The organism is Nonomuraea harbinensis (assembly GCF_019396385.1).
Lineage (GTDB): Bacteria > Actinomycetota > Actinomycetes > Streptosporangiales > Streptosporangiaceae > Nonomuraea > Nonomuraea ferruginea.
On sequence record NZ_JAHKRN010000060.1, the window covers coordinates 18,676 to 43,287 of the forward strand.

The 24,612-nt window shown below is 69.0% G+C and carries 23 protein-coding genes; 13 read left to right on the plus strand and 10 right to left on the minus strand.

What is annotated here, in order from left to right; translation table 11 throughout:
* Window positions 1-220 precede the first annotated feature (220 nt).
* The 8 genes from KME79_RS38455 (at window position 221) to KME79_RS45810 (ending at window position 10,896) form a co-directional block, all read left to right on the plus strand.
* Window positions 221-1,384: a hypothetical protein gene (locus KME79_RS38455; protein ID WP_219550568.1), complete on the plus strand. Its 1,164-nt coding sequence runs from the start codon at window positions 221-223 to the stop codon at window positions 1,382-1,384.
* 204 nt (window positions 1,385-1,588) lie between these two features.
* Complete coding sequence (locus tag KME79_RS38460) at window positions 1,589-1,801, plus strand: hypothetical protein (RefSeq protein ID WP_219550574.1); 213 nt, start codon at window positions 1,589-1,591, stop codon at window positions 1,799-1,801.
* A gap of 356 nt (window positions 1,802-2,157) precedes the next feature.
* Entirely contained in the window at window positions 2,158-3,693 is a 1,536-nt protein-coding gene (locus KME79_RS38465) for a TIGR02677 family protein (RefSeq protein ID WP_219550580.1), read from the plus strand.
* Window positions 3,690-4,841: a TIGR02678 family protein gene (locus KME79_RS38470; RefSeq protein WP_219550586.1), complete on the plus strand. Its 1,152-nt coding sequence runs from the start codon at window positions 3,690-3,692 to the stop codon at window positions 4,839-4,841. Before KME79_RS38465 ends, KME79_RS38470 begins: the two co-directional genes overlap by 4 nt.
* Complete coding sequence (locus KME79_RS38475; protein ID WP_219550592.1) at window positions 4,841-8,929, plus strand: TIGR02680 family protein; 4,089 nt, start codon at window positions 4,841-4,843, stop codon at window positions 8,927-8,929. The genes KME79_RS38470 and KME79_RS38475 overlap by 1 nt, the downstream gene beginning before the upstream one ends.
* A complete protein-coding gene (locus KME79_RS38480) occupies window positions 8,926-10,167 on the plus strand; it encodes a TIGR02679 family protein (protein ID WP_219550597.1) in 1,242 nt (413 codons plus the stop codon). The genes KME79_RS38475 and KME79_RS38480 overlap by 4 nt, the downstream gene beginning before the upstream one ends.
* Window positions 10,168-10,303: 136 nt before the next feature.
* Window positions 10,304-10,555: a hypothetical protein gene (locus KME79_RS38485; protein ID WP_219550601.1), complete on the plus strand. Its 252-nt coding sequence runs from the start codon at window positions 10,304-10,306 to the stop codon at window positions 10,553-10,555.
* Window positions 10,552-10,896: a type II toxin-antitoxin system VapC family toxin gene (locus KME79_RS45810; RefSeq protein WP_246641141.1), complete on the plus strand. Its 345-nt coding sequence runs from the start codon at window positions 10,552-10,554 to the stop codon at window positions 10,894-10,896. Before KME79_RS38485 ends, KME79_RS45810 begins: the two co-directional genes overlap by 4 nt.
* 691 nt (window positions 10,897-11,587) lie before the next feature.
* On the opposite strand, the gene KME79_RS38495 is transcribed toward KME79_RS45810, so the two are convergent.
* Window positions 11,588-12,013, minus strand: a complete 426-nt coding sequence (locus KME79_RS38495) for a hypothetical protein (RefSeq protein ID WP_219550606.1) — start codon at window positions 12,011-12,013, stop codon at window positions 11,588-11,590.
* A 266-nt stretch (window positions 12,014-12,279) separates the two neighbouring features.
* On the opposite strand from KME79_RS38495, the gene KME79_RS38500 reads away from it, so the two are divergent.
* Entirely contained in the window at window positions 12,280-13,011 is a 732-nt protein-coding gene (locus KME79_RS38500; protein ID WP_219550612.1) for an alpha/beta fold hydrolase, read from the plus strand.
* Between the two features lie 688 nt (window positions 13,012-13,699).
* Here KME79_RS38500 and KME79_RS38505 read toward each other — a convergent pair.
* A complete protein-coding gene (locus KME79_RS38505) occupies window positions 13,700-14,131 on the minus strand; it encodes a hypothetical protein (RefSeq protein WP_219550617.1) in 432 nt (143 codons plus the stop codon).
* A 280-nt stretch (window positions 14,132-14,411) separates the two neighbouring features.
* Here KME79_RS38505 and KME79_RS38510 point away from each other — a divergent pair, with 280 nt between their 5' ends.
* Window positions 14,412-14,936 carry an EF-hand domain-containing protein gene (locus KME79_RS38510; protein WP_219550623.1) on the plus strand — a complete coding sequence of 175 codons (525 nt, stop codon included), beginning with the start codon at window positions 14,412-14,414 and terminating at the stop codon, window positions 14,934-14,936.
* A 200-nt stretch (window positions 14,937-15,136) separates the two neighbouring features.
* Here the strand turns inward: KME79_RS38510 and KME79_RS45815 are convergent, their stop codons facing one another.
* The 5 genes from KME79_RS45815 to KME79_RS47285 form a co-directional block, all read right to left on the minus strand.
* Window positions 15,137-15,448, minus strand: coding sequence for a hypothetical protein (locus KME79_RS45815; protein ID WP_246641142.1), 312 nt, complete (start codon window positions 15,446-15,448; stop codon window positions 15,137-15,139).
* Entirely contained in the window at window positions 15,445-15,750 is a 306-nt protein-coding gene (locus KME79_RS45820; protein ID WP_246641143.1) for a hypothetical protein, read from the minus strand. The genes KME79_RS45815 and KME79_RS45820 overlap by 4 nt, the downstream gene beginning before the upstream one ends.
* A 2-nt stretch (window positions 15,751-15,752) precedes the next feature.
* Window positions 15,753-16,076: a hypothetical protein gene (locus KME79_RS38520; protein WP_246641144.1), complete on the minus strand. Its 324-nt coding sequence runs from the start codon at window positions 16,074-16,076 to the stop codon at window positions 15,753-15,755.
* Window positions 16,077-16,205: 129 nt separating this feature from the next.
* On the minus strand, window positions 16,206-17,702 hold the full coding sequence (locus KME79_RS38525) for an RICIN domain-containing protein (RefSeq protein ID WP_219550629.1): 1,497 nt from the start codon (window positions 17,700-17,702) through the stop codon (window positions 16,206-16,208).
* Between the two features lie 29 nt (window positions 17,703-17,731).
* Window positions 17,732-19,039 carry an RICIN domain-containing protein gene (locus KME79_RS47285; protein WP_219550635.1) on the minus strand — a complete coding sequence of 436 codons (1,308 nt, stop codon included), beginning with the start codon at window positions 19,037-19,039 and terminating at the stop codon, window positions 17,732-17,734.
* Between the two features lie 363 nt (window positions 19,040-19,402).
* On the opposite strand from KME79_RS47285, the gene KME79_RS38535 reads away from it, so the two are divergent.
* Window positions 19,403-20,848, plus strand: coding sequence for an RICIN domain-containing protein (locus KME79_RS38535; RefSeq protein ID WP_219550637.1), 1,446 nt, complete (start codon window positions 19,403-19,405; stop codon window positions 20,846-20,848).
* A gap of 32 nt (window positions 20,849-20,880) precedes the next feature.
* The gene (locus KME79_RS38540) at window positions 20,881-22,239 is read left to right on the plus strand and encodes an AbfB domain-containing protein (protein WP_219550639.1); all 1,359 of its coding nucleotides are present in this window, start codon (window positions 20,881-20,883) and stop codon (window positions 22,237-22,239) included.
* Between the two features lie 72 nt (window positions 22,240-22,311).
* Here KME79_RS38540 and KME79_RS38545 read toward each other — a convergent pair whose 3' ends face one another.
* Complete coding sequence (locus tag KME79_RS38545) at window positions 22,312-22,761, minus strand: rhodanese-like domain-containing protein (protein ID WP_308249204.1); 450 nt, start codon at window positions 22,759-22,761, stop codon at window positions 22,312-22,314.
* A 94-nt stretch (window positions 22,762-22,855) separates the two neighbouring features.
* Window positions 22,856-23,290, minus strand: coding sequence for a SpoIIE family protein phosphatase (locus KME79_RS38550; RefSeq protein WP_219550641.1), 435 nt, complete (start codon window positions 23,288-23,290; stop codon window positions 22,856-22,858).
* Here KME79_RS38550 and KME79_RS38555 point away from each other — a divergent pair.
* Window positions 23,249-23,704, plus strand: coding sequence for a hypothetical protein (locus tag KME79_RS38555; protein ID WP_219550643.1), 456 nt, complete (start codon window positions 23,249-23,251; stop codon window positions 23,702-23,704). The two genes, KME79_RS38550 and KME79_RS38555, sit on opposite strands and share 42 nt — an antisense overlap.
* Here KME79_RS38555 and KME79_RS38560 read toward each other — a convergent pair.
* On the minus strand, window positions 23,701-24,369 hold the full coding sequence (locus tag KME79_RS38560) for a hypothetical protein (protein WP_219550645.1): 669 nt from the start codon (window positions 24,367-24,369) through the stop codon (window positions 23,701-23,703). The genes KME79_RS38555 and KME79_RS38560 overlap by 4 nt on opposite strands.
* Window positions 24,370-24,612 lie beyond the last annotated feature (243 nt).

Consider the following 24,612-nt stretch of genomic DNA (forward strand, 5'->3'; position numbering starts at 1 on the left):
TGACCGTCCTCCATAACCACTTGCCCGACGGTCCCTTGGATGCCGCTCTCCTCGAACAACTAGGAGCACTGTGCGGCAGTGACATGCTGTCCGTCCGTGCCGAAGCGTCCGCCATCCTGGCCGCCGCTGGGCATCAACCGCCCTCCCCTGTGGCAACGCCAGCGCATCCGACACTCACACGCGCCATCGCCACCGCTGTCTTCCAGGCCGAGGACAGCGCATGAACGACGCTCGCGAGTTCGCAACCCACCTCGTCGACCACTACCTGGGCCCTCGCCTCGACGCCGCAGGCAGCCCGGCCGGGCTCCGCGAGGCCGCCATCGACCTCGTGATCGACGCTCTTCCCGACGTCGAGACGCTGATGGGCGCGCAGTTGGACCTGCTGACCAATGGACGCCGCTCCCAGTTTCCCGACGCCTACCTCGCCCACCAGGCCGCCGTCGAAGACTCGCTGCAGCGCGCGGCCGCAGGCCTGCGTGCTGCGTTCGCCCAAGCGGGACACCTCGGCAATCCACACAACTTCGAACGTGGTGCGGCCGTGCGGCTGCGCGACGACCCCCGGGCGGCCCTGCGTGCCGAACTCGCCCGCATTCCCCGCCCTCTGACTCGTCCCGACATGCTGCAGTGGTCACTCGATCCAGCCCCGTGGTTGAGCGAAAGCCATCAAGCGGACAAGCCTTGGCCGCCTTCGGGCTTCGCTACGGTCGCGGGCCTGCGGTCCCTACCGGACGGCGCCATGGCGTTTGCCCGTGTGAGCAATGGCCCTCATGCTGGCTGGGTGCAGATCGGCTTGTTCGAACGGCAGCGCACTCCTGCACGCCGATACCCGGATCAGCCCACTCGACAACTGCTGCTCGTCGTCGGGCTGGAGGCCCTCGACGGGGATCCGCCGCAGGGCACGCTGCCTGTTTCCCAGGCCCCCTGGCAGCTGTGGACCAGCCCGTGGCAACGCCTAGCACTCGGCCTTACAACCGAGTCAGCGGCCGAGCACCTCAGAACCACAGACCACGTCCTGATAGCTCTCACTGACGCTGGCGCCACTCGCCTAACCCTGAGCGGTCTCGGCCTGCCCCCCTACGTACTCGCGCCCGCCCTCACCATCGTGGCAGCCCTCGGTCTCGAACCCACTCAGGGCATCTGCGGTTTCAGCCTCAGCGACGCCTCAGGCGAAGCACTCGTCTGCCGCCAGTGGCACGGCCACCTCGTCCACGACGGTAACTACGAACCGCTTCTGCCTGCAGTCGAAGGAGCGGATCTACTTATCCGCCCCGACCTGTTCACCCGTCTGCACAACATGATCGACGATGCCCGCTGTCGAGCCGGCGTCAACGTCCACCACATGTCAGCAGACGAAGACGACGACACCTTCGATGACGAGCCCTGAATTGGAGACATTAGGGTGGAAATACGATTTGACCGTCCAACTCGGCGATGCCCTCGGCGCGGTCACCGACTGGACCGCTGACTCAACCACCCGGCAGCTTCTCCGTCGTATGTCCTGACATTCCAGAGCAGCGCTGCGCCTCAGCGGCGCGTGGGCGACGACCGCCAGCGGGCGGGGGCTCATCTTCTGCTCTAGCGAGCGCGCGTGAGCGCCACGGCCGGTCGCGCCGTCCCTGACATCGAGGGCGGCGTTCCGTCGCGCGACCGGCACGGGCGCAGCCGGGTGAACGGGCTCTTGGCGCTGACCATCGTCGCCGGGTTCGCCTCCTCGATCTTCCTTTCGCTCAGCGTCCTGCTCGACCGCTACAGCTGGCGCACCGCGCTGGTGATCCTCGCCCTGATCTGCGGGGGGCGGTGATCCTCCCTGCATGTGTTGGTCGTGCGCCGCCGCGCGGTGTCCAGCTAGGCAGTGGATCCGCCACCTGTCGGCGATGCCCGCGCATGGCGGCTCCGCTGTCGAAGCTGACGGCCGCCGGATTGCGACTTGGCCGCTAATCACGTCTTGCCATTCCAGCGAATGGCAAGACGTATCCGAATGGCTACAGAAGTTACACTGACCGAATGAACTAATTTCGTCCTTCGTTGATCGTGCCGCTGCCGGGCATCTGAGACATGTACCTGTACGTCACTGCACGGAGACATTCTGTTGCACGTCATGGGTCCTTACGAGGGAGTTGGACGCAGCACCCCTGACGAACATGGAGACTTGTCGATATGACGTTCCCGTCTCAGGAGCACCAGCCGTTCGCGCACCTGAGCGCTCCCAACGCGGCCCTGTACCGGGAGGTCCTGCGCGCTTTCGCGCGCGCGAAGGAACGTTTCATCGTGCACCTGCGGCCCGAGGACGTGGCCGCCGAGTTGCGGAGGGACAACGACGACGCACTCTCGCAGGCGCTGGACAAGCTGCGGGAGTGGGGAAACCTGCGGGCTGACGCCGACACCGGCAGGGTCACGTCCGTGGAGGACTTCCACCGCAAGCGGTTCCTGTTCCAGCTCACCCCGGCGGGGCAGGCGGCCGAGCAGGCGATCGCGTTCTACGAGGAGGCGATCGGGCAGCGCGGAGCGCTGCAGTCGGTGGCACTGGGCGACATCGCCGAGCATCTGCAGTCGCTGACGGTCCTGGCGCGGGATGCGGATCCCGACCCGGCCAGGGTCCACCTGCTGCTGCTCTCGCTGACCGAGCGGTTCTCATCGCTGGCCGACAACGCCCAGGCGTTCATGGCCTCGCTGCGTCGCGCGATCGACTTCTCCGACGGCGACGTGGAGGGGTTCGTCGCTTACAAGGAGCGGTTGATCGAGTACATCAACCGCTTCATCGCCGACCTGGCCAACTCCGGGGCGCGGATCGCCAGGCTGCTGTCGGAGCTGGAGCGGTGCGGACATGAGGGTCTGCTGCGGCTGGCCGCGCGCCGGGAGGCGGCTGACGCGGTGCCCGACGGGGAGGACGCGGCGGAGGCGTACGGGAGGGCTGAGAGGCACGCGTTCGAGTCGTGGCTGAACCGCTGGCGCGGCCTGCAGGACTGGTTCATCTCCGCCGGAGTGGAGCGGCCGTCGCAGGCGCGGCTGCTGCGCCAGGCGGCGATCACGGCGATCAAGCAGCTCATCGACGCGGTCGGGCTGCTCAACGAGCGGCGGTCCGGACGGTCGGATCGGTCGGCCGACTTCCGGGCCCTGGCCCGCTGGTTCGCCGAGGCTCCCGACGAGGAGGCGACGCACCGGCTGTGGCGGGCGGCGTTCGGGCTGGCCTCCGCGCGGCACCTGACGGTCACGGCGGCGACCTTGGAGGAGTGGCGGGAGGTGACGGCGGGGACCTCGTGGCAGGCGGCGCCGCCGATCAGAATCTCGCCGCAGCTCCGGCGTACCGGATCCTATGAGCGGCGCGGCAAGCCCAACCGAGTGGCCGACCGCAGCCAGGCCCGGAGGCTGCTGCTGGAGCAGGCCGAGCGGGAGGCGGCCGAGACGGCCGCGGCCCGTGCGGCGCTGCGCACCGACGGCCCGATGCTGCTCTCGGAGCTGGACGTGCTCGATCCGCGGGCGTTCCGGCTGTTCCTAGGACTGCTGGGGGACGCGCTGGCGGCCCGGCGCCCCGGGGAGACGGAGGTGAAGACAGTGACCGCTGACGGCTCTATGGAAGTCCGGCTGGCTCTCGTCCCCGACGGGGGCGAGGTGGAGATCCGCACCGAGGACGGTGTGCTCACCGGGCCGGAGCACGTGGTGGAGATCGTCGATCTGATGGCGGTGGCGCCGTGACCCCGGAGGAGGAGCGGGCTCAGCGGCGGGCGGCGCTGCGCGCGCTGCTGGCCAGGCCCCTGCTGACGGCCGAGCGCGACGCCGAGGCGCTGGTGCTGGTCCGCCGCCATCTGACCGAGTTGCGTAGCTGGCTGACGCGCGAGACCGGCTGGCGGCTGCTGGTGGACGCGGGGGCGGCCCGGCTGTTCAAGACCGCCTCCGACCCTCGGGACGGGACGCACCCGGCGCGGGGCAAGGCGGGAGAACCGTACGGCCGACGCCGCTACGTACTGCTCTGCCTGGCACTGGCCATGCTGGAGCGGGCCGACGCGCAGACCACGCTGGGCCGGCTGGCCGAGGAGGTGCTGGCTGCCGCGGCCGAGCCGGAGCTGGACTTCGTCTTCACCCTGGACAGCCGGGCCGAGCGGGCCGACCTGGTGGCGGTGGTGCGCATGCTGCTCGACTGGGGCGTGCTGCGCAGGGTCGCGGGCGACGAGGAAGCGTACCTGAGCGCCACCGGCGACGTGCTGTACGACGTGCGCAGGCCGGTGCTGGCCGCGCTGCTCACCGGCACGCGGGGGCCCTCCACGATCACCGCGGACTCGTTCGAGGAACGGCTGGCCGAGCTGATCGCGGAGCCGGTCGCCGACACCGACGACCTGCGTAACCAGGCGCTGCGGCGCGGGCTGACCCGCAAGCTGCTGGAGGATCCGGTGATCTACTACGCCGACCTGGACGAGGCCGAGCGCGCCTACCTGGCCTCGCAGCGGCACGCCGTCGTCCGGCGGATCGAGGAGGCGACCGGGCTGGTGGCCGAAGTACGCGCGGAGGGCATCGCGATGGTGGACCCCGACGACGAGCTGACCGACGTTCGCATGCCCGAGCAGCGTACCGACGGGCATGTGACGCTGCTGGTCGCCGAGCACCTGGCCACCCGCGGGGAGGTGCCGCTGGAGGAGCTGAGGGCGTTCGTCCAGGAGACCGCCCGCGCGCACGCCTCCTTCTGGCGCAGGGGCGTGACCGAGCCGGGCGCCGAGGACGGGCTGCTGTCGACGGCGCTGGCCAAGCTCACCGCGCTGCGGCTGGTCCGCCTGGAGGAGGGGTCGGCCGTGGGACTTCCCGCCATCGCCCGTTACGCACTGGACGAACCCGTCATCAAAGGACAGTGATGCTGCCTTCCCCGACCTCCGAGCGCTGGAAGCCGCTGCGTGCCGGACTCGTGGACCTCTTCTACTACGACGTGGAGGAGTTCCACTTCCACGACGGCCGGCTCCTGCTGCGCGGCAACAACGGCACCGGCAAGTCCAAGGTGCTGGCCCTGACGCTGCCGTTCCTGCTCGACGGCGAGCTCGCTCCGCACCGGGTCGAGCCCGACGGCGACCGGCAGAAGCGGATGGAGTGGAACCTGCTGCTGGGCGGAAGGCACCCGCATCCCGAGCGGCTGGGCTACGCGTGGATGGAGTTCGGCCGCCGGGGTGCCGACGGCACCGAGGAGTTCCGGACGATCGGCTGCGGGTTGAAGGCGGTCAAGGACCGCGGCATCGTCCGGCACTGGTTCTTCCTCACCCCGCGGCGCGTCGGCGCGGAGCTCCACCTGCTCTCTCCCACCGGAGTGGTGTTCACCAGGGAGAAGCTGCGCGAAGCCGTCGAGGGCCACGGCATGGTCTACGACCGGGCCTCCGACTATCGCAGGGCCGTGGACGAGGCGCTGTTCGGGCTCGGCGAGCACCGGTACGAGGCGCTGGTGAACCTCCTCATCCAGTTGCGCCAGCCGCAGTTGTCGAAGAAACCGGACGAGAAGCTGCTTTCGCGCGCCCTCACCGAGGCGCTGCCGCCGCTCAGCCCCGCGCTGATCGCCACGGTCGCCGACGCGTTCCGCGGCCTGGACGAGGAGCGCGACGCGCTGCGCGGGCTGCAGGAGGCGCACCGGGCCGCGGGCGACTTCCTCGTCCATTACCGCAGGTACGCGGCGATCGCGGCCAAGCGCAAGGCCGCCGTCCTGCGTGTGGCGCACAGCCGCTACGAGCACCTGGGGCGTAACCTGAGCGAGGCCGAGGGCCGCCACGCGGCGGCCGAGGCGGAGCTGGCCGCCGCCCAAGACCTGCTGGAGGAGCTGGAGAAGCGGCGCAACCTGCTGGAAGCCCGCAGGGAGGCGCTGCGGCAGAGCCCCGAGATGCGTGACGCCGAACGGCTCAAGCAGACCGGCGAGGAGGCCCGGCGGCGGGCCGATGACGCGCAGCGCTACGAGCGGGAACGCGAGCGCCTGGCCGGGGAGACCCGGCGCCGCGGGCAACGGGCCGAGGCCGCCCGTGGCAAGGCCGGCGCGGCGGGCCGCGACCTCGACGAGACCAGGCAGGCGGCCGTCAAGGCCGCCCGCGCGGCACGGTGCGAGCGCGATCATCTCGCCGTCGCGAACTGGCAGGACCTCCCGGAGCGGCCCGAGCAGCCGCGGCGCGCGGCCGAGGCCCTCGCCGAACGCCAGGAGCGGGCGATCGGCGAGCTGGAACGGCTGATCGGCGCCGTGGAGGCGACCCGAACCCGGCTGACGGCGGCACGCTCCGAGGTGGACCGGCTGACCGGGGAGCAGCAGGCCGCCGCCCAGCGGATCGGCGACGCGGAGCGGGCGGCGGGCACGGCGGGCGCCGCGCTGATCCAGGACTACACCCTCTACCTGGCCGAGCTGAGCGAGTTGCGGCTGGACGACCCCGACGACGTGCTCGCCGCGCTGGAGACCTGGGCGGTCTCGGCCGAGGGCCCCAACCCGGCCGCGGCCGCCGTGAACGAGGCGGGCAGGGCGGCCACCGACGCCCTGGGCCGGTTGGGAGCCGAGCTGGACGCCGAACTGCGCGCGGCCGGGCAGACCGCTACGAGCCTGGCGGAGGAGATCGCGCGGCTGGAGGCCGGCGAGCACGACGCGCCCCCAGCCCCGCACACCCGCGACCTCGCCGCCCGCCTCGGCCGTCCCGGCGCCCCGCTGTGGAAGGTGGTCGACTTCGCCGACGAGGTGCCCGCCGATCATCGGGCCGGGCTGGAGGCCGCGCTGGAGGCCGCGGGCATCCTGGACTCCTGGGTACGGCCGGACGGGTCGCTGCTCGCCGCGGACGACAGCGTCATCGTGGCCGCCCCGCCCTCGGCCGGACCGTCCTGCTCGGCCGTGCTGCGTCCGGCCGTGGACCGCGCCGATCCCCAGGCCGCGGCGCTGTCCGACGCCGCCGTCCAGACCGTCCTCGAAGGCATCGGGCTCGGAGCCGGCGACGGGGCATGGGTGGCCGTGGACGGCCGGTGGGCCAATGGCGTGCTGGCCGGATCTTGGCGCAAGGACGAGGCCCATCACATCGGCGAGGGCGCCAGAGAGGCTGCCCGGCGTGCCCGGCTGGCGGCCCTGCGCGCCGAGCTGGACCAGGTCAAGCGGCGGATCGACGGCCTGCGCGCCGATCTCGCCGCGCTCGGCGCGCGGCGGGACAGGCTCGCCGCCGAACATCGGGCGCTGCCGCCGGATCTGCCGCTGCGCGAGGCGTACGTCAAGCTCGCCGCCGAACACGAACGGCGCCGCCACCTGGACTCCGACCACGCCGCCGCGGCCCAGGTGCTGCGGGAGCGGCAGGACGAAGTGCGGGCCGCGGCCGATCGGGCCGGGGAGTTCGCCGCCGACGTCGGCCTGCCCGCCGAGCCTGCCGCGCTCGGCGAGGTCAAGGCCGCGATCGCCGACTACCGGCTGGCGCTGGCCCGGTTGTGGCCCGCGGCGCAGGCGTTCCGGAACGCGCAGGAGGCGGTCGCGGAGGCCGAGGAGGATCTCGGCCGTACCCTGCAGCAGCTTGAGGCCGCCGCCGAGCTGGCGGCGACGGCGCGGGCCGAGGCCGACGCCGCCGCCGAGACGTACCGGGCGCTGGCCGAGACCGCCGGTGCCGCCGTCGACGAGCTGTTCCGGCGGCTCAACCAGGTGGAGCAGGAACTGCGCGAGCGCGAGAGCACCGAGCGGGCCGTCCGCCGCCGCGAGCAGGGCGCCCTGCAGGAACGCGGCAAGGCCCAGGGCGAGCTCGGCAACCTGCGCGAGCAGATCCAGGAGGCGTCCGGGACGCGCGAGGCCGCCGTGGGCGAGTTCCGGGCGTTCGCCGCCACGGGCCTGTTGAACGTCGCGCTCGCCGACCTGGAGGTACCCGACGCCGAGGGCGAGTGGGCCGCCACGCCCGCCGTGCTCCTGGCCCGCACGGTCAATGCCGAACTCGACGCCGTCGACGACGGCGACGGCCCTTGGGACCGGGTCCAGAAAAAGGTGGCCGAGGAGCACAAACTCCTGTCCGACGCCATGGCCAGGCACGGACACTCCGTCGGGCTGACCCTGCACGACGGAGTGATGATCGTGGACGTGGTCTTCCAGGGACGCAGCAGGGACGTTCCCGGGTTGGCCGCAGCGCTGGCGGAGGAGACCGGGCACCGGGCCAGGCTGTTGTCGGCCAAGGAACGCGAGATCCTGGAGAACCACCTGCTCAACGAGGTCGCCGGAACGCTGCACGAGCTGATCGCCGCAGCCGAGTCCGAGGTTCGGGAGATGAACTCCGAGCTGGAGTCCCGCCCCACGTCCACCGGCATGCGCCTGCGCCTGCTCTGGAAGACGGGCAGGAACGCCCCGGAAGGGCTGGACCGGGTCAGGGACAAACTCCGGCAGACCGTGGACGCCTGGTCCGTCGCCGACCGGTCCACGGTGGGCGCGTTCCTGCAGGAGCGGATCGCCCGCGAGCACGCCGACAACCCGGCCGCGGGCTGGACCGAGGCGCTGACCAAGGCTCTGGACTACCGGGCCTGGCACGAGTTCGCGATCCAGCGGCAGCAGGACGGGCAGTGGCGGGCCGCGACCGGTCCCGCCTCGGGCGGCGAGCGGGTGCTGGCCGCTTCGGTGCCGCTGTTCGCCGCGGCCTCGGCCCACTACAAGTCGGCGGGCAACCCGTACGCGCCCCGGCTGGTCGCCCTGGACGAGGCGTTCGCCGGGGTGGACGACGACTCCCGGGCCAAGTGCCTGGGCCTGCTGGCCACCTTCGACATGGACGTGGTGATGACCAGCGAGCGCGAGTGGGGTTGTTACCCGCAGGTGCCCGGGCTGGCGATCTGCCAGCTCTCGCGGCGCGACGGCATCGACGCGGTGCTGGTCACGCCCTGGCGGTGGGACGGGCGCGAGCGGCGGCGGGCCGAGCGCCCGGCCGTCGCGGTGCCCGTGCCTGGCGCCCCGGCCGCCACCCGGCAGGACGGCCTGTTCGAATGAGCGGGGCAGAGGAACGGCTGCGGCGGCTGCTGGGCGGCGAGGAGACCGCCTGGCTGGTCGACCGGGTACACCGTCGCCTGGAACAGGGCCGGCCGCCCACCGGCACGGTGACGCTCGCCACCGCGACCCCCGGTCAGCGCCGCGCGATCGAGGTGCTGCTCGGCCGCCGGGCGGGAGCGGGCGCGTCCCTGTCGGTGTCCCTGGACGACGTGGACCGGATGCTGCGCGACAGCGGCGTGACCGACGGCGGGCTGCGCGAGGCCGTCGTACGACTGCGCGGCCCGATCCGCGACCTGGCCGGTGAGAACGCGGCGCAGACGGCGGCCTGGAAGCGTGCCTTCGCGCGGCTCGACGCCCTCGTCGCCGACCGTTCCGAGCTGGCCGGATGGCGCTCCTGGCTGGAGAGCACCGGGGTGGTGCGAAGGCTCACTGCCACGGCCGACGAGGCGCGAACGTCGCTCGACCGGCTGGCCGCCGTTCTGGCCCGGCTACCCTCGCCAGGCCTGCCCCTGGGTCGGCTCGCAGCCGAAACCTGCGGCGACGCGCATGCCCTGGACGAGGGACGGCCGCTGGCGACCCTGGCCCTGTCTGCCGCCCGCGCGCTGGCCGGGCTGCCGTACGCGGGCGAGGGCGGCGCGGACGCCCGCCGGGCGGTGTGGGCCGCGGTCGGCGTCCACCTCGACGACCTGTCCTCCCTCGTGCTCTGCCTGGGCCTGTCAGGCGACGGCCGCACCCCCACCGGGCGCCTGCTCAGCGCCGCCAAGGCGGCCGGCGAACCGTGCGTGCTGACCCTGCGCCAGCTCCGCCGCCACGAGCGGCCGATCCCAGCCGGCCTGGTCAGGATCTGTGAGAACCCCGTGGTGGTCGCCGCGGCCGCCGACGAGCTCGGGCCCGCCTGCCCACCCCTGGTCTGCGGCGGCGGCAGGCCCTCGGCCGCGGTGTGGCGGCTCCTGGAGCTCCTGGCCCGTGGCGGCGCGGAGTTCGCCTACCACGGGGACTTCGACTGGGGCGGGCTCGCCATCGCCGCCGCCGTTCACGAGCGTGTGGGCTTCGCGCCGTGGCGCTTCGATGCCGCCTCCTACGCGGCGGTGCCTTCGGCTGCGCCGCTCACCGGCCGCCCGTGCCCGTCACCGTGGGATCCGGAACTGGCCTCGGCGATGGCACGACGCGGCGTACGGGTGGAGGAGGAACTCGTCCTCCCCAAGCTGATCGCCGACCTGGGCTCCGCGCCGCCATAGGGCCCGTCGATCAATAAATCGTCGGTTTCGGCGACGTATCTCCAGGTCATACGGTTGCGAACCAGCAAGTTATTCTTCGGGGGCCCTTAGCGGTCACCGCCCGATTCTCGGAGGGAGCATCGTATGCTGCGGTGGAGTGCCGCACCTCCGACGACCGGGCTCGACCCGTCGCTGCGACGCAGCCCGCCGGGTCATCCGGCTGGCCGAGGAACGCCAGCATGCCGCTCAAGTGCTCGAACGCCGCCTGGATGCGCTGGAACACCGCTCCGAAGCCGCCGGCAGGGCCGAACGCATTTTGAGCGTTGCCGCCGGCATGCGGACCCACCTCGGTCGGGACCGACTGTCCGTTGAAGATCTGTACGACCCGGACACCGGTCTTCCCGCGTGATCATCGACTCCAGCGCCATCATTGCCGTCATCAACGGTGAGCCAGAGGCCATCCCATTCGCTCACACCATCGCCGCAAACGTGTGTCGCATCTCGGCCGTCAACTACGTCGAAGCGGCCATCGTGGCGGACAACCGCGGTGAGGCCATGCGCAACGCCTTCGACACGCTCGTTGATGAAATGGGCCTCATCAGCTTGATGGCACCGGCATTGTTGATGCTGCTGATCTCTTGCCGGACCGCTGGGAGTCCCCCACGCACCGCTCACCCATCGTTACAGCGACATGCTGCCCAAGATCATCGGAGTGCTGTTTTTGTGACCATTCCAGGAGCCAGGCCATGAGCCACCCTTCCACACCCGCCATCACCGGGGAAGCAGAGTCCCGCCCCGAAGCCGGCACCCGACACTTTGATCAACTCGACCCCAAGAGGGCTCGGTCGCGATCGTGAGAGATCAGGGCCGAAACGCCCGTTGCGCCTGCTGGGATTACCTCAATAAATGGCAGCTCAGAACACGAAACCGTTCACCGAATCGAACGTCCTTCAGGACCGGTCTCCCTCTTGCACCCTGATGAAGATGCGAGCTTCTCCACGCTCCGTTTTCGCCACCACACGCCAGCAACCTGGTGAAGGGAACTGCAACGACGCCGGTATGGGGCCCGGCAAGCCGTCCGCCGTAGGCATCAGGTGAGCCGAGCCCACGTTGTCACCCGCCACTTCTTCAACGGTAACCGTGGGAAGCCTCGTGCCGGTCGTCCATAGTGGACGCTTGATCTGATAGCCCTCCGGGACCCGCACGACCGAGGAACTCCAACCTCCTGACACAGGAGCGACGAACCAGATGTCGGTTGCGCCTACCCCTGACTGGCCATCGCTCCCGGGAATGTCCACGCGATCGCGCACCGTGTCATCACATGGTGCCGTGGCGGCATCCGTGGCCTCCGTGCGCGCCCCTCCTTGCGAACAGGCCGTCAGGCTCAACGCAGCAATGATTCCGCATGACATGAGCGTTATGGCGGTAGCGGTTCGGTAGTTCACAGCAGCCATGCGGAAGCCATCCATCCCGATATTGCGACCATGACGAGCACGCCGAGCGCCTGTGCGTAACGAACGCAGTGCCACCAGCGGTCCATCGCTCTCTTGCCGAGAGCTGAAACATCACCGGCGGTAACCGAAATGATAAGCGGAACGGCGAAGAACAGGCCGTAGACCGCGCCTGACCGCGACGGCGCTATCCCCAAGACGGCCGAAAGCAGGACCAGCCAGGAAGTGAACGACACTCGATAAAGAGCAAGGCTCTTCGCGGTTTGCCGACGCCATCCTATGGACATCGAGCCACGAAGAATCGCCCGGGTGTCGACGATGACTCCCTTGGCAGCGACAAGGGCGAACACTTTGAGCGCGTTTTCCACAGGGAGGACAAGCGCTACCGCCTGACCGATCTGCGACAGGAAGAACACCGGGCACGCCCTGGCACTGCCGGCCCGGGCATACCGGCCAGGTCATCACCACGCTGCGCAGGCCGCCACAGCCGTCGCGCCTGAAGCCCCGCGCTCTGATCGCCCATGGTGATCTCGACGGATACTGGCGTTTTCACCTCGCCCGGCAACACGAACGGGTCCACCGGAGCTGCTACCAGGACGGATACTCCCTCACGGCTTGATCGATCAGTCACTGCGGAAGAGCTACACCCGTCCGGTTTGGTCGGCAGTGGGAGGATGGGGGCATGTATGTCCGTGAGGCCGGTGACGCACACGCTCCTCCTATCCTGTTACTGCACGGTGGCGGCGTCGCGGGATGGATGTGGCGACCGACGCTGGAGGGGCTCGGAGCGAAAGCCCGAGTGATCCTTCCCGATCTGCCCGGTCACGGACGCAGTTCTGAGGAAGCGTATCGGTCACATGAGATGACCGCCCAGGCCGTGGCCAGGGTCCTGGAGGAACGCGCACCGGACGGCGCGATGGTCGCGGGGTTCTCGTTGGGTGCGCAGCTCACGATCCTCCTCGCCGCGACCCGGCCCGATCTCGTCATGAGTGCCGTCGTCGTGAGCGCGCAGGCGGAGCCTCTTCCGTTCCCGCAGGCGACCCTGGGGCTCCTCGGCGCGACCGCACCGCTCGCGCGGCAACGGTGGTTCGCGAAGCTCCAGGCGAAGCAACTGTTCATCCCGGACGAACTCCTGACGGACTACCTTCGCGACAGCGCTCGCATAAGCCGTGAGACTCTTCTCGCCAGCGTCGGCGAGAACATCCGCTTCACCCTCCCTGCCGGCTGGGCCGACTTCAAGAACCCGGCATTGGTGATGGTGGGCGAGCACGAGCGGAAGCTCATGCACGACTCCGCACGGAACATCCACGACGCCCTTCCGGGCAGCCAGATGACCTCCGTGCCGGAATGCGGCCATGGCATACCCCTGCAGCGACCGGACCTGTTCGCCCAGATCCTGGCCGACAGAATGTGAACGTCCGGTTCTGCATGCACCTCGGATGGCAGAAGGGTCTCGGCCATCCAAGATGACTCGGCCGGCGCCGCATGCCCGTCCCGGCGTACTAGCCGAAAGGCGGTCGGCGACGTCGTTGCCACCATGCCCAATCCGAGTCGGGGGACGTAGGCGGTCCTGGTGAGGTTCGACGGAGGTAATAGACGTCGATGGGCAGGACCAGGGCATACAGATGCGGTCCGGCCCACGAAGGTAAGGCGATGAGAGCCTGTTGAAGTCGCCGGCGAGGCGCGTCTCCAGTGCACTCATCGCACTCGCATCTGCGGAAGAGGTAATCAGCGGTCCCGACCATGGCCGCCTGCTGCCAAGCCGTCAGGGCAGCCGCCACCGCACCTGGCCACATCCGGGTGTGTTCAAGGGCGATCATCGCGGCCATGGGACCACGGCCGAGGCCGGGAACATGATGGATCACAGCTCTGTGGGTCCCACACGCCGTTCCTCGCGTACGGACCTGGGAAGGGCGCCTACGCGGCATGGCCCTTTCTGATCGATGGCATGGCCAGGATGATCGCACGCGACGAGCGTGGCGTCCAAGCCCTCAGTAGCCCAAGGCAAAGCATGCCTCCGGCGGGGGGCACAATGAAAGGGCTGTCACGTCATAACGCGTCTGCTATGCCTGGGGCCAGGGGTCGCCCGAAAGAACGGCGCCCTACCTCGACTCGAAATTGAGTTGATCGACAATATCGAGGTCTCCCTCTGTGGTGATCACCGCAAGCCATGATCGGTCTTCGGCGACGAAATAGTGGTGTTCCGGTATCTCGAGCAGCGCGGCCACGATCGAAGGGGCATTGGTGTCGGTGAAACACACCGCGTAAGGCGAGAGTCCGTCTCCGACGTGTTCGACCACGGAACCAGGGGCAATGCGTCGGCACACCTCTTTGGATGCCAACGCCGCCAGCTGATTGTCGTCCGTGATGTTCCAGTGCAGATGCCTGTCCTGCACACGGTCCCAGGCAATCTTGCTTCCACAGGTCGGGAAGCGCAGGCTGAGCCAGTCGAAGATAGCTGACGAATCGCGCCGCTCCAGTCCCCGAAGCGGCGACACGGTATAAACCGTCTGCTCCCAGTAATTGTTATTCATTATTAGTGCACCGACAAATGTCGACGGGTCCTCTTTTCGTTTCGGATATTATTATGTCGCAGGTAGTGGGTGTGCGGGCCCGGGAACTCGGCGCCGGCCGTGCGGTGCCGGAGGTCGTGCGGGCGGATCCGCGGAAGGCTCGTCTGATGGGCAAGCTGCGAGAACAGGTCGCCGACCCGTGCGACAGTTACTTATAGTGATGATTCCGTCACCGCGTGGAGAAGGGGAGGGAACCGTTGCGACAGGAGTTGCCCGGCGTGAGGCCGGGGACGATCGGGGCATGGCGAGCACATTTCAGCGGGGCAAGGTGCAACTCGTTTTCGGTGCGATGGACGTCGACGGTGACGGCGTGCTGCGCGAGAGCGATTTCGATGCCCTAGCGGGGCGCTGGGCGTCCATCCGCGCGGCCGGTGATGAGGAGCACCTCATGGCGATCATGCATGGCTGGTGGGGAACGCTCGCCGAGCGCTCCCGCGACCCCGAGTCGGTCACGCTCGACGACGTCCTCACCGTCGTGGATCTGCTCGGCCGGACGCCGGACGCCGTGGACGCCACCGCCGAGGCCATGTTCGAGGCCATCGACGAGGACGGCGACGGCCGGATCTCGCCGGCCGAGTACCAACGCATGATCGAGGCGTGGAACGGCAGCCCCACCGACACCACCGCCGTGTTCGTCCGACTCGACGCCGATGGTGACGGCACCGTCTCCCGTACGGAGTTCGTCCGCCACTGGAGAGAGTTCTGGGTGGGCGACGACCCTGCGGCGCCCGGAAGCCACGTCTTCGGGATACCCCCCGCCGCCTGATCGACCCCCGGCTTTCAGCGGCAGCGCGGGTGCAGGGACGCTGTCGAGCAGCGTGATCGTGACCGTCTCGGTTCCAAGCTCCGCCGTCGAGAGCCGCTCCGCTCCGTCAGGTCACTACGACCCATGCGCCGATCACGACGGTCCGGCCACGGCTGGTCAGTGGATCCGAGAAACAGCTCTCAGCGGTTGACGACAAAACCTCAGCCGGTGCGGGGGACGGGGTTGCACGGCTTCACCGGTGAGCCCGCCTTGGCCAGCCAGGAGCCCATTCGCCAGCGCGCCTGTGCGCTCCGCTCGTCGCTGAACTCCAGCACGAGCGTCTCGCTCGGCCTGATGTACTCAGGGAAAATGTGGAATGTACCCGAGCTTGCCTGGATGGCCTTGTACGAACGCGCCTTGCTCACGAGCTCACGCAACTCCTCCGGGTTGCCGGCAGGCGGCCCGCCGTAGGAGTCGTCCGCGCCGACGAATCTGGGGACCTCGCATCGTGTAGCCGGGGCCAGGAACGTCACGTCGGCCTTGACACCGGCGGCGGCCAGGTCGGACTCCAGCCCTTGAGGTCGCGCAGTTCCTTGAGCGTCACCGTGAGCGTGCCGTCCTGGTTTTCGGCCACCGCGTACGCTGCGGTCCCCGTGCCGATCACCTGCGGTGCGAGAGCGACCGCCGCTGTGGCGGCGACCGCGACCAGCACCCGGGGCACGGTGACGATGCGCCGCCGGGTGTGCATCCCGTCCAGCACCCGTCGTCGTGCTCCGGCGAGATCATCTGGGGTGGCCGGCGGGACGGTCGCCCACATGGCCTTGAGTGCGTCCAATGTCATTCTCCTTGTTCTTGGTCGAGGGCTCGACGGATCTGGAAGCGGGCTCGATTGAGGGGCGACGCGACGGTGCCAGCGGGATGGCGAGCGCGTCGGCGACCTCCTGGTAGCAGTTCGGCCCAGGCGACGAGCAGCAGCACGTCGCGGTCGGACCGGCTGAGCTTCATCAACGCCTGGGCCAGCGGCCGGTTGACGGCCAGGGTGTTGATCCCGTCCTCGACCTGGCGGCCGGGGATCTCGGCCGGGTGCACACCGCTGCGGATGTAGGCGCGGTAGAGGTTCGTCTCGGTGCGTCGCCGCCTGCCGATGAGCCGTCCGCGCATCTCACGGCCGCCGTCAACGATTCGGGCGAGAGACTAGAGGGCCGGAGCCCGTTGGAGGACTCCGGCCCTCGGCCGTGCCGTAGGTCGTTCGAGAGCTGCACGTGCCGGTTCGTCCGCGCTTGCCGTGCGTCAGACGGTGGTGCGTGACCACTGCTGGTTGGTGCCGGTGTTGCAGGGATACTGCTTGAGGATCACGCCGTCCGCGGTCGACGCGGCCGGTACGTCCACGCATTTGCCGCTGTGTCGTGCCCGGAGCTGGAAGTAGCTGCCGTTGGCGACCATCTGGAACTGCTGGTTGGTGCCGGTGCCACAGGTGTACTGGATGAGTTCGGCGCCGTCGGCGGTCGACGCGCTCACCACGTCGAGGCATTTTCCGCTGTGGCGGCTGATGACGCGCCAGTAGCCGCTGCCGGCGTCCTGGAACTGCCACTGCTGCCAGGCGTTGCCGCCGTACGTGTACTGGCCGACGCGCGCGCCGTTGTCGGTGTTCGGCTGCTGGACGTCCATGGCCTTGCCGCTGTGACGCACGTCGATCCGGTAGTACGTCGGCGGGGGAGTGGGGCCGACGGCGTCGCCCCAGGCGTACCGGATCCGGTCGGCGCCGGAGGGGTTGCGGACGGTCAGGCCGAGATCGGTGCCGCTGCCGGTCAGGCCGTACATCGAGTAGTGGTCGTAGCCGCTGGTTCCGGTCGGTTTGCCGCCGAGGGCGGGCCAGTAGGTGCCGCCCATCTGGTTGTCCCGCATGACCTGGGCCATGGCGCGGATGTGGCGCACGAAGTTGTCGGTGCTGTTCGCGTCGCCGTAGTCGAGGCCGGTGGCCATCGGCGCGCCGAACTCGGTCGCGACAGCGCGGGAGGCGCAGTTGCCCAGACGCGTCTGGATGTGGCCGCGGAAGGCGTCGTAGGTCATCGCGCTGTAGAAGAAGGCGTAGTGGTGGAAGGACAGCAGCGTCGCGTTGAAGCGGCTGTCGTTGCAGACGTCCCGCAGGTCCTGGCTGTAGCCGGTGCCGCCGATGAGCACCCGGCCGGGCACCGCCGAGGTGTGGTAGCCGAGCCAGTTCGCCGCGACGTCGCGCCACTCCGCCGAGGTGTAGCCGTGCGGCTCGTTCATCGGCTCGAAGTAGACGTTGCCGTTCGAGCCGTACGTGTTGGTCACGCTGGACCACATCGTGTTCCACGCGGCCATGTCGGTGATTCTGCCGCCGGAGGCGGCGCCGTCCTCCCAGTACGCGAGGATGACCTTGAATCCGCGGGCGGTGGCGGCGTCGATGGCGCCGCGGTAGGCGTTCCACCAGGTCGTGTTGGCCACGGTGTGGGTGTTGATGGGCAGCCGGACCGTGTTGACGCCCATGGTGGAGGCCATGTCGTCGTAGAGGGCGTTGGCTTTCGCCCGTACTGTCGCGTTGCTGTCGGACTGGCTCAGGCCGTGCAGGACGAGCGTGCCGGTGCTGAAGTTGTCACCCAGCACGGCCCAGTTCATGCCCCTGAACTGGCTGGTGGCGGCAGCGGCCGGCGACGCGGGGATGACGAGGCTCGCCGCCGCGGTGAGCGCCGTCACCACGAGGGCGATCAGCGACCGGCGTGACGACCGGGTGTTTCCCGAGGATAAGCAGCTGATCAGTCTCATGGCATGCCCAATCACTAGACCTGAAGTTTTCAGACCTGGGTGCGGCTCCACTGCTGGTTGGTGCCGCTGCCGCAGGCGTACTGCTGGATGTCGGCGCCGTCGCCGGTGCCGGAGCCGACGACGTCGAGGCACTTGCCGCTGTGCCGTGCGACGATCCGGAAGTAGCTCCCGGTGGCCTGCCACTGCCATTGCTGGTTGGTGCCGCCGCCGCAGGTGTACTGGATGACGTTCGCCCCGTCGGCGGTCGACGCACTGGCCACGTCCAGGCACTTGCCGCTGTTCTGGTTGACGACGCGGAAGTAGCCGCCGCCGGCGTCCTGGAACTCCCACTTCTGGTTGCCGCCGCCGTTCCAGGTCCACTGTTTGATCTCGGCGTTGTTCGCGGTGGAGGCCGACACGACGTCCATCACCTTGCCGCTGTTGCGGTTGGTCACGCGGTAGGCCGGCGCGGGGGCGGGCACGTCGGCCACCGGCAGGATCGTGCCGTGGCGGCAACCGGGGCAGGTGATCTGGCTCAGGCCCGACCAGGAGTTCAGGTTCGAGCTGGTGGCCGTCCAGATGCCGCCGTTGGTGTACTTGTCGATCCAGATGCGCCAGGAGCCGTCGCTCATCCGCAACACGGCCGGTCCCTCGTAGCCCGAGCTCCACAGCTGGCCCTGGTTGCTCCACCCGCTGGTGAGGCTCGTGCTGGTCCAGTGCTCGATGTACTTGGAGGTCTCGTTCTTGGTGAAGGCGTGGTAGGTGCTACCCGACTTCACCACGTACGTGTCGATGTAGTTGTAGCCGAGCCCGCCCATCTGCGCCGGTCCGCTCCAGGAGGTGAGCGACGCGTTCTGGGCGGTGAATATGTACGGACGGAAGCAGTTGGAGCACGTCGTCTGGGCGATGCTCACGATGATCCGGACGGTGCCGCCCTCGACGTAGAACTCGGGCGCCCAGGTGAAGCGCGTGTTGGCGACGCCGGAGTTGACGCTGGTCACGTGGGTCCAGTTGATCAGGTCGGGGCTGGAGGCGATGTTGAAGTGGGTGGAGTTCGTGGTCCATGACTCGACGGTGTGGGCGATGTAGTAGAGCCCGTTGTGCTGGATGATGCTGGGGTCGCGCAGCACGCCGGACGGGCCGCGGTAGTTCGTGTCGGCCAGCACGCCGAAGTTCGTGCCGTTGGCCGACGAGTAGACCCAGAGCTCCTGGTCGGCGGCGGCGTCTCCCTTGAACGTGGTGTAGACGTAGCCGGGCGCGGCCTGTGCGGGTGAGGCGACCGACGCCCCGGCGGCGGCGGTGAGCGCCACGAGGCAGAGCCGGGCCAACCAGCGTCTGACCTTCAATCGTCTGTTCACGGGTGAATTTTCTCGCCATAAATTGTTAGCGCTAACATCATGCTGATCCATTCACGAAGGCAGTCGAATGGTGGTCGGTGCGCCAAGCGTGCGCGGGGGTGCGGTCGTTACGTCGGCGTTACATCAGTGTGTTCGCTCATGTCGAGCCGGTCAATACCCCGTTCACTCGCGGGCGGTTGACCGCAGGCGGAATCGTCTCGTGGCGAGGTATTGACAACTTGGCTGTCAGCCTTTTCCATGTGGGAAACACACCGTAAACATGCATGTGACCCTCGGGCCGGTGGTGATGTTAACGCAAACATCGTGCCCCCGTGGAACACCCGGTCGCCACGCCAACCGCCGGAACAGAGGGAAGTGATCAGCATGAACCGACTCGTGAGCTTACGCCGCTCGCTCGCGGCCATCCTCCTGCTCGCCGGTGCCGTCGTCGGCCATGCCGCGACCGCGGCCCCGGCCGGCGCGGCTCCGGTGACCATCACCAACGGCACCCAGTTCCTGGACACCAGCGGCAACGCGCTGCACGCCCATGGCGGCGGCGTACTGCGGGAAGGCGGCTATTACTACTGGTTCGGGGAGAACCGCAATCCTGACAACACCTTCCGGGCGGTCTCGGTCTACAGGTCCACGGACCTGCGGAACTGGGAGTTCCGCAACGACGTCCTCACCCGGTCGTCACACCCCGAGCTCAACGTCGCGAACATCGAGCGACCGAAGGTCATCTACAACAGCTCCACCGGCAGATTCGTCATGTGGATGCACAAGGAGAACGGCTCCGACTACAGCGAGGCCCGCGCCGCCGTCGCCTCCTCCGCCACCGTGGACGGCGCGTACACCTACCACGGCAGCTTCCGTCCGCTCGGGCACATGTCGAGGGACATCACGCTCTTCAACGACAACGGCACCGCCTACATGATCTCGGCCGCGGACGAGAACTACGACCTGCACATCTACCGGCTCACGACGGACTATCTGAACGTCAGCACGCTGGTGGGCAATTTCTGGAACGACGCCCACCGGGAAGCCCCGGCCATGTTCAAACGAGGAAGCGTCTATTTCCTGCTGACCTCAGGGGCGACCGGGTGGAGTCCGAACCAGGCGCGATACGCGACCGCGTCGAGCATCTCCGGTCCATGGACCGGGTGGACCAACGTCGGCGACGGCACGACGTTCAGCTCCCAGCCGACGTACGTGCTGCCGATCCAGGGCTCGTCGACCACCAGCTACCTGTACATGGGGGATCGCTGGGCCGGGGCCTGGGGCGGGCCGGTGAACGATTCCCAGTACGTCTGGCTGCCGATCACGTTCCCGTCCGCCACCAGCATGAGCCTGACCTGGTATCCCCAGATCACCATCGACGCCGCCACCGGCGTCGTCTCCGGCGGCGGCACCTCCCCGTACTACCGGATCACCGGGCGCGCCAGCGGAAAGGTGATGGACGTCGTCAGCTCGTCGACGGCGAACAACGCCGAGGTGAAGCAGTATCCGTGGAACGGCGGCGGGAACCAGAAATGGCAGTTCCAGGACATCGGCGGCGGCTACCACCGGCTGGTCAACCAGAACAGCGGCAAGTGCCTGGACGTGGCCGGCGCTTCGACCGCCGACGGGGCGAACATCATCCAGTACACCTGTGGCGGCGGCTCCAACCAGCAGTGGCAGTGGGTGGCCACCGGCGGCTACTTCCAGCTCAGGGCCCGTCACAGCGGCAAGTGCCTGGACGTCGTCAACGCGTCCACGGCTGACGGCGCGGACATCCAGCAGTATGCGTGCGGCAGCGGCACCAACCAGCAGTGGTCCCGTACCCAATCCTGATCACCCCGCCAGCTCCACGAGGAAGCCATGCCATGAGAAGACTCGCGCACCTGCTCGCGGTGTGTTCACTGGTGGCGGCCACGTTGGTCGCCGGACCCGCCGCGCCTGCCCAGGCGTCGAACCCGATCGTGAACCGGTTCGCCGCCGATGCGTCGATGCACGTCTACAACAACCGCGTGTACGTCTACACCACGGACGACGAGAGCAACAGCGGCACGTACTGGGACTCGAACGCCTGGCGGGTGTACTCGTCGGCCGACCTGGTGAACTGGACCGACCACGGCGCGCCGTTCTCGGTCGGCGGGTTCGGGTGGGCGACGCGGTACGCGTGGGCGCCCTCGGCGACCCAGCGCAACGGGTACTACTACCTGTACCTGCCGACCGACCGGACCAGGATCGGCGTGGCCAGGAGCACGTCGCCCACCGGCGGGTTCAGCGACCCCCGCGGCACCCCGCTGATCGAGAAGGGGCGGGACGCCAACACCGGTGAGGAGCCCATCGACCCGGCGGTGTTCGTGGACGACAACGGGCAGGCGTACCTGTACTTCGGCGGCGCCCGCGCGCCGAAGGTGGTCCGCCTGAACCCGGACATGATCTCCACCACGGGCGCCATCCAGAACGTGACGATCAGCGGCGGCAGCGGCTTCGCCGAGGCCGGCTTCATGCACAAGAGGAACGGCGTCTACTACTACTCGTACTCCACGGGCTGGCCGGGTCAGATCGCCTACGCCACGGCGAGCAGCCCGCTGGGCCCGTTCACCTACCGGGGCGTCATCCTCGAAGGCGTCAACGTCAACACCAACCACCATTCGATGGCCGAGTACAACGGCCAGTGGTACATCGCCTACCACCGCAACGCCCGCGCCGGCGGTGGCAACTACAAGCGGTCGATCGCGCTCGAGTACCTGTCCTACAACGCCGACGGCACGATCCGCCGGGTGACGCAGACGAGCGCCGGGGTCGGCACCCCGACCATCGCCGCGAATCGGCTGCAGTCGTACAACTTCCCGGACCGGTACGTACGGCATGCCGACTACGACGTACGGATCGACCCGAACGTGAGCCCGGCGGCGGACGCGCAGTGGCGGATGGTGCCGGGGCTGGCCGACACGGGTGGCGCGTACGTGTCGTTCGAGGCGGCGAACCTGCCCGGCTACTACCTGCGGCACTACAACTACGACCTCGTGCTGGCGCGGAACGACGGCAGCGCGACGTTCCGGGCCGACGCGACGTTCCGGCGGGTGAGCGGGCTGGCCGACTCGTCGGCGGCGTCGTTCCAGTCGTACAACTTCCCGGACCGCTACCTGCGGCACGCCGACTACCTGCTCCGGATCGACCCGGTCAGCACCACGACCGCCAGGGCCGACGCCACCTTCCGCGTCACCGGCTGAGACCAGAGGGCCGGAGTCCCGCCGGGGAGTCCGGCCCTCGGTCAGCGCCGGTGGGGATCCGTTGAGGATCTGTCAGGCGCCTTGTGGCAGGGCCTTCTCGGCGGCGGCCGTCTCCATGGCCGACGGGCCTTCGCCCGGGCGCCGGGGAGGCGTCGGCGGCTCGCGGAGGACGATCGGCATCCCCGCGGCGTGCCATGCCTGGAAGCCGCCGATCACGTCGGTGCTGCGGTGGAGGCCGAGGTCCTGGAGCGAACGGGCGGCGAGGCTGGAGGAGTATCCCTCGTCGCACAGGATGATCCACTGGATGCGGGCGTGTTCGGCCTCGGGAATGCGGGCCTCGCACCGGGGGTCCAGCCGCCACTCCAGCTGGTTGCGCTCGATGACGATGGCGCCCGGGACCTCTCCCGCGCAGCGCTGGAAAGCGGGCCGGGTGTCGACGATGAAGCTGTCGGTCCGGCCCGCCGCCGACCATGCCTGGGGTGGGCTCAGGCGGCGCAGCCCCGTGCGGGCCTGAGCCAGCACCTCGTCGATGTCTATCGAAGCTCCCTGGTCGGCGCGGGCGGACGGGAGTCGGACCCGCCACCTTGACGATCAACAAGGTTACCCGCGCGGGGCCTCAGAACGCGCGCGCGCCGCTCGTGGCGGCCGGTCCGTACGCGCCGCCGCTGTCCGCGACCGGCATGCGGCGTATCGCGATCATGGCGGCGTCGTCGCCCAGACGTCCGCCGGTATAGCTGAGGAGGTCGTCGCACACCCGTTTCAACGGCCCTTCCGGGGCTTCCTGCGTCCAGGCGCCGATCCGGTCGGCCAGCGGGTAGAAGACGCCGGCGGCGTCGCGCGCCTCGGTGACGCCGTCGGTGTAGAGCAGCAGGAGATCGCCCTCGTCGAACCGGAACGAGCAGACGGCGTGCTCGCCACCGAACTCGCCGTCACCGACCCGATCGAGGAGTCCGTCGCCCCCGCGCGGGTCTTCACCATGGTCGTGGTTCCCCGGATGGACGCGGCGACCATGCGCGCCCTGGGCTACGCCCGTGCGCTCCGGGCCGACCACGTGGAGGCGGTCACGGTGGCCATCGACCGCGAGGACGCCCAGGACCTGCTGAGGCGGTGGGACACCTCGGGCATCAACGTCCCGCTGAAGGTCCTGGACTCGCCGTACCGCGAGCTCACCCGCCCGATCACGGCCTACGTCCGCTCCCTCGTACGGAAGAGCCCGCGTGACGTGATCTACGTCGTCATCCCCGAGTACAGCGTCGGACGATGGTGGGAGAGCCTGCTGCACAACCGGACCACGCTGTGGCTCAGGAGCCGGCTCATGCTCATCCCGGGGGTCGTGATCATCAGCGTCCTCTGGCAGCTGCCGTCCTCCCGCCGTCTCACCCGCCGCCTGACCCGCCGGCCCCTCCGCCGGGCCCCGGGAGCCGTACGACGAGGCGAACCCGACCCCCGAGCGGACCGTGGCTAGAGCGAGTCGGCCGGGTCCCAGACCTTCACGGTCGCCCGCATGTTGTGGTACGAGTCGTCCTTCATCTTCATCGCCGCGATGCGCCCTTCGGAGGTCCGCAGGCAGAAGATCGCTCCGGTCTCCACCTCTTCCTTGCCTGATTCGCCCCATTCCGTCGTGCCCTGGGTCGAGAGCGCCTCGACGCACTGCTGCCGGGTGGGTGCGGTGGAGTCGCTCCACGGGGCGAGGGACTGTTCGTGCGCTTTGATCGAACTTACGAAAAAGGACGAGGATTCAGTGATGTCCGCGTTCTCGTCGGATGTGCGAATGGTCGGCGGGAGCTGGTCGAGGTCGACACCGGCGCCCAGGCGCACGACTCCGGTCCACCGGACGGAAGGCGCTGCCGACGGTTCTGGTGACGGGGTCTGGCTCGGCGTCGGAGCCGAGCTGCTCGGGGCCGTGCTGGAGGGGTGAGCCGAGGGGCTGGTGGTCGCGGCCGCCGGCGGTGGGTCGTCCTCGCCGCGGAACCATCCGTCACCGAAGAACAGGACGGTCACCGCGAGGGCTAACGACAGGACCGCGAGGACTGTCTCCTTGGTCCATTTTCTCGATGGCTGCTGACTGGGATCGCCGTAGTAGTGGCCTGAAGGGTCTGCCTGGTCGCCATCTTGTCGAGTCTGGCTCATCCGAGCATTCCCATCGCCGTCAGATGTTCCTTCGAAGTCAGGTGGACCCCAGAGTGCCACATCTGAGCTGTCGGCTTCGGGTCAGGCCGCGAATTCGCCCGGCCGGTCTGCCTTCCATGAGTAAGGCGGACCGGCGGGCGCCGAATGGTCTGGGCGTGTGGTGCCGCCCAGTGTTGTTAGCGCTCACATTCCGCGCTGCGGTCCTCCTTCGCACTCCGGCGTCTTCCGGTGGTGATGGCGGCG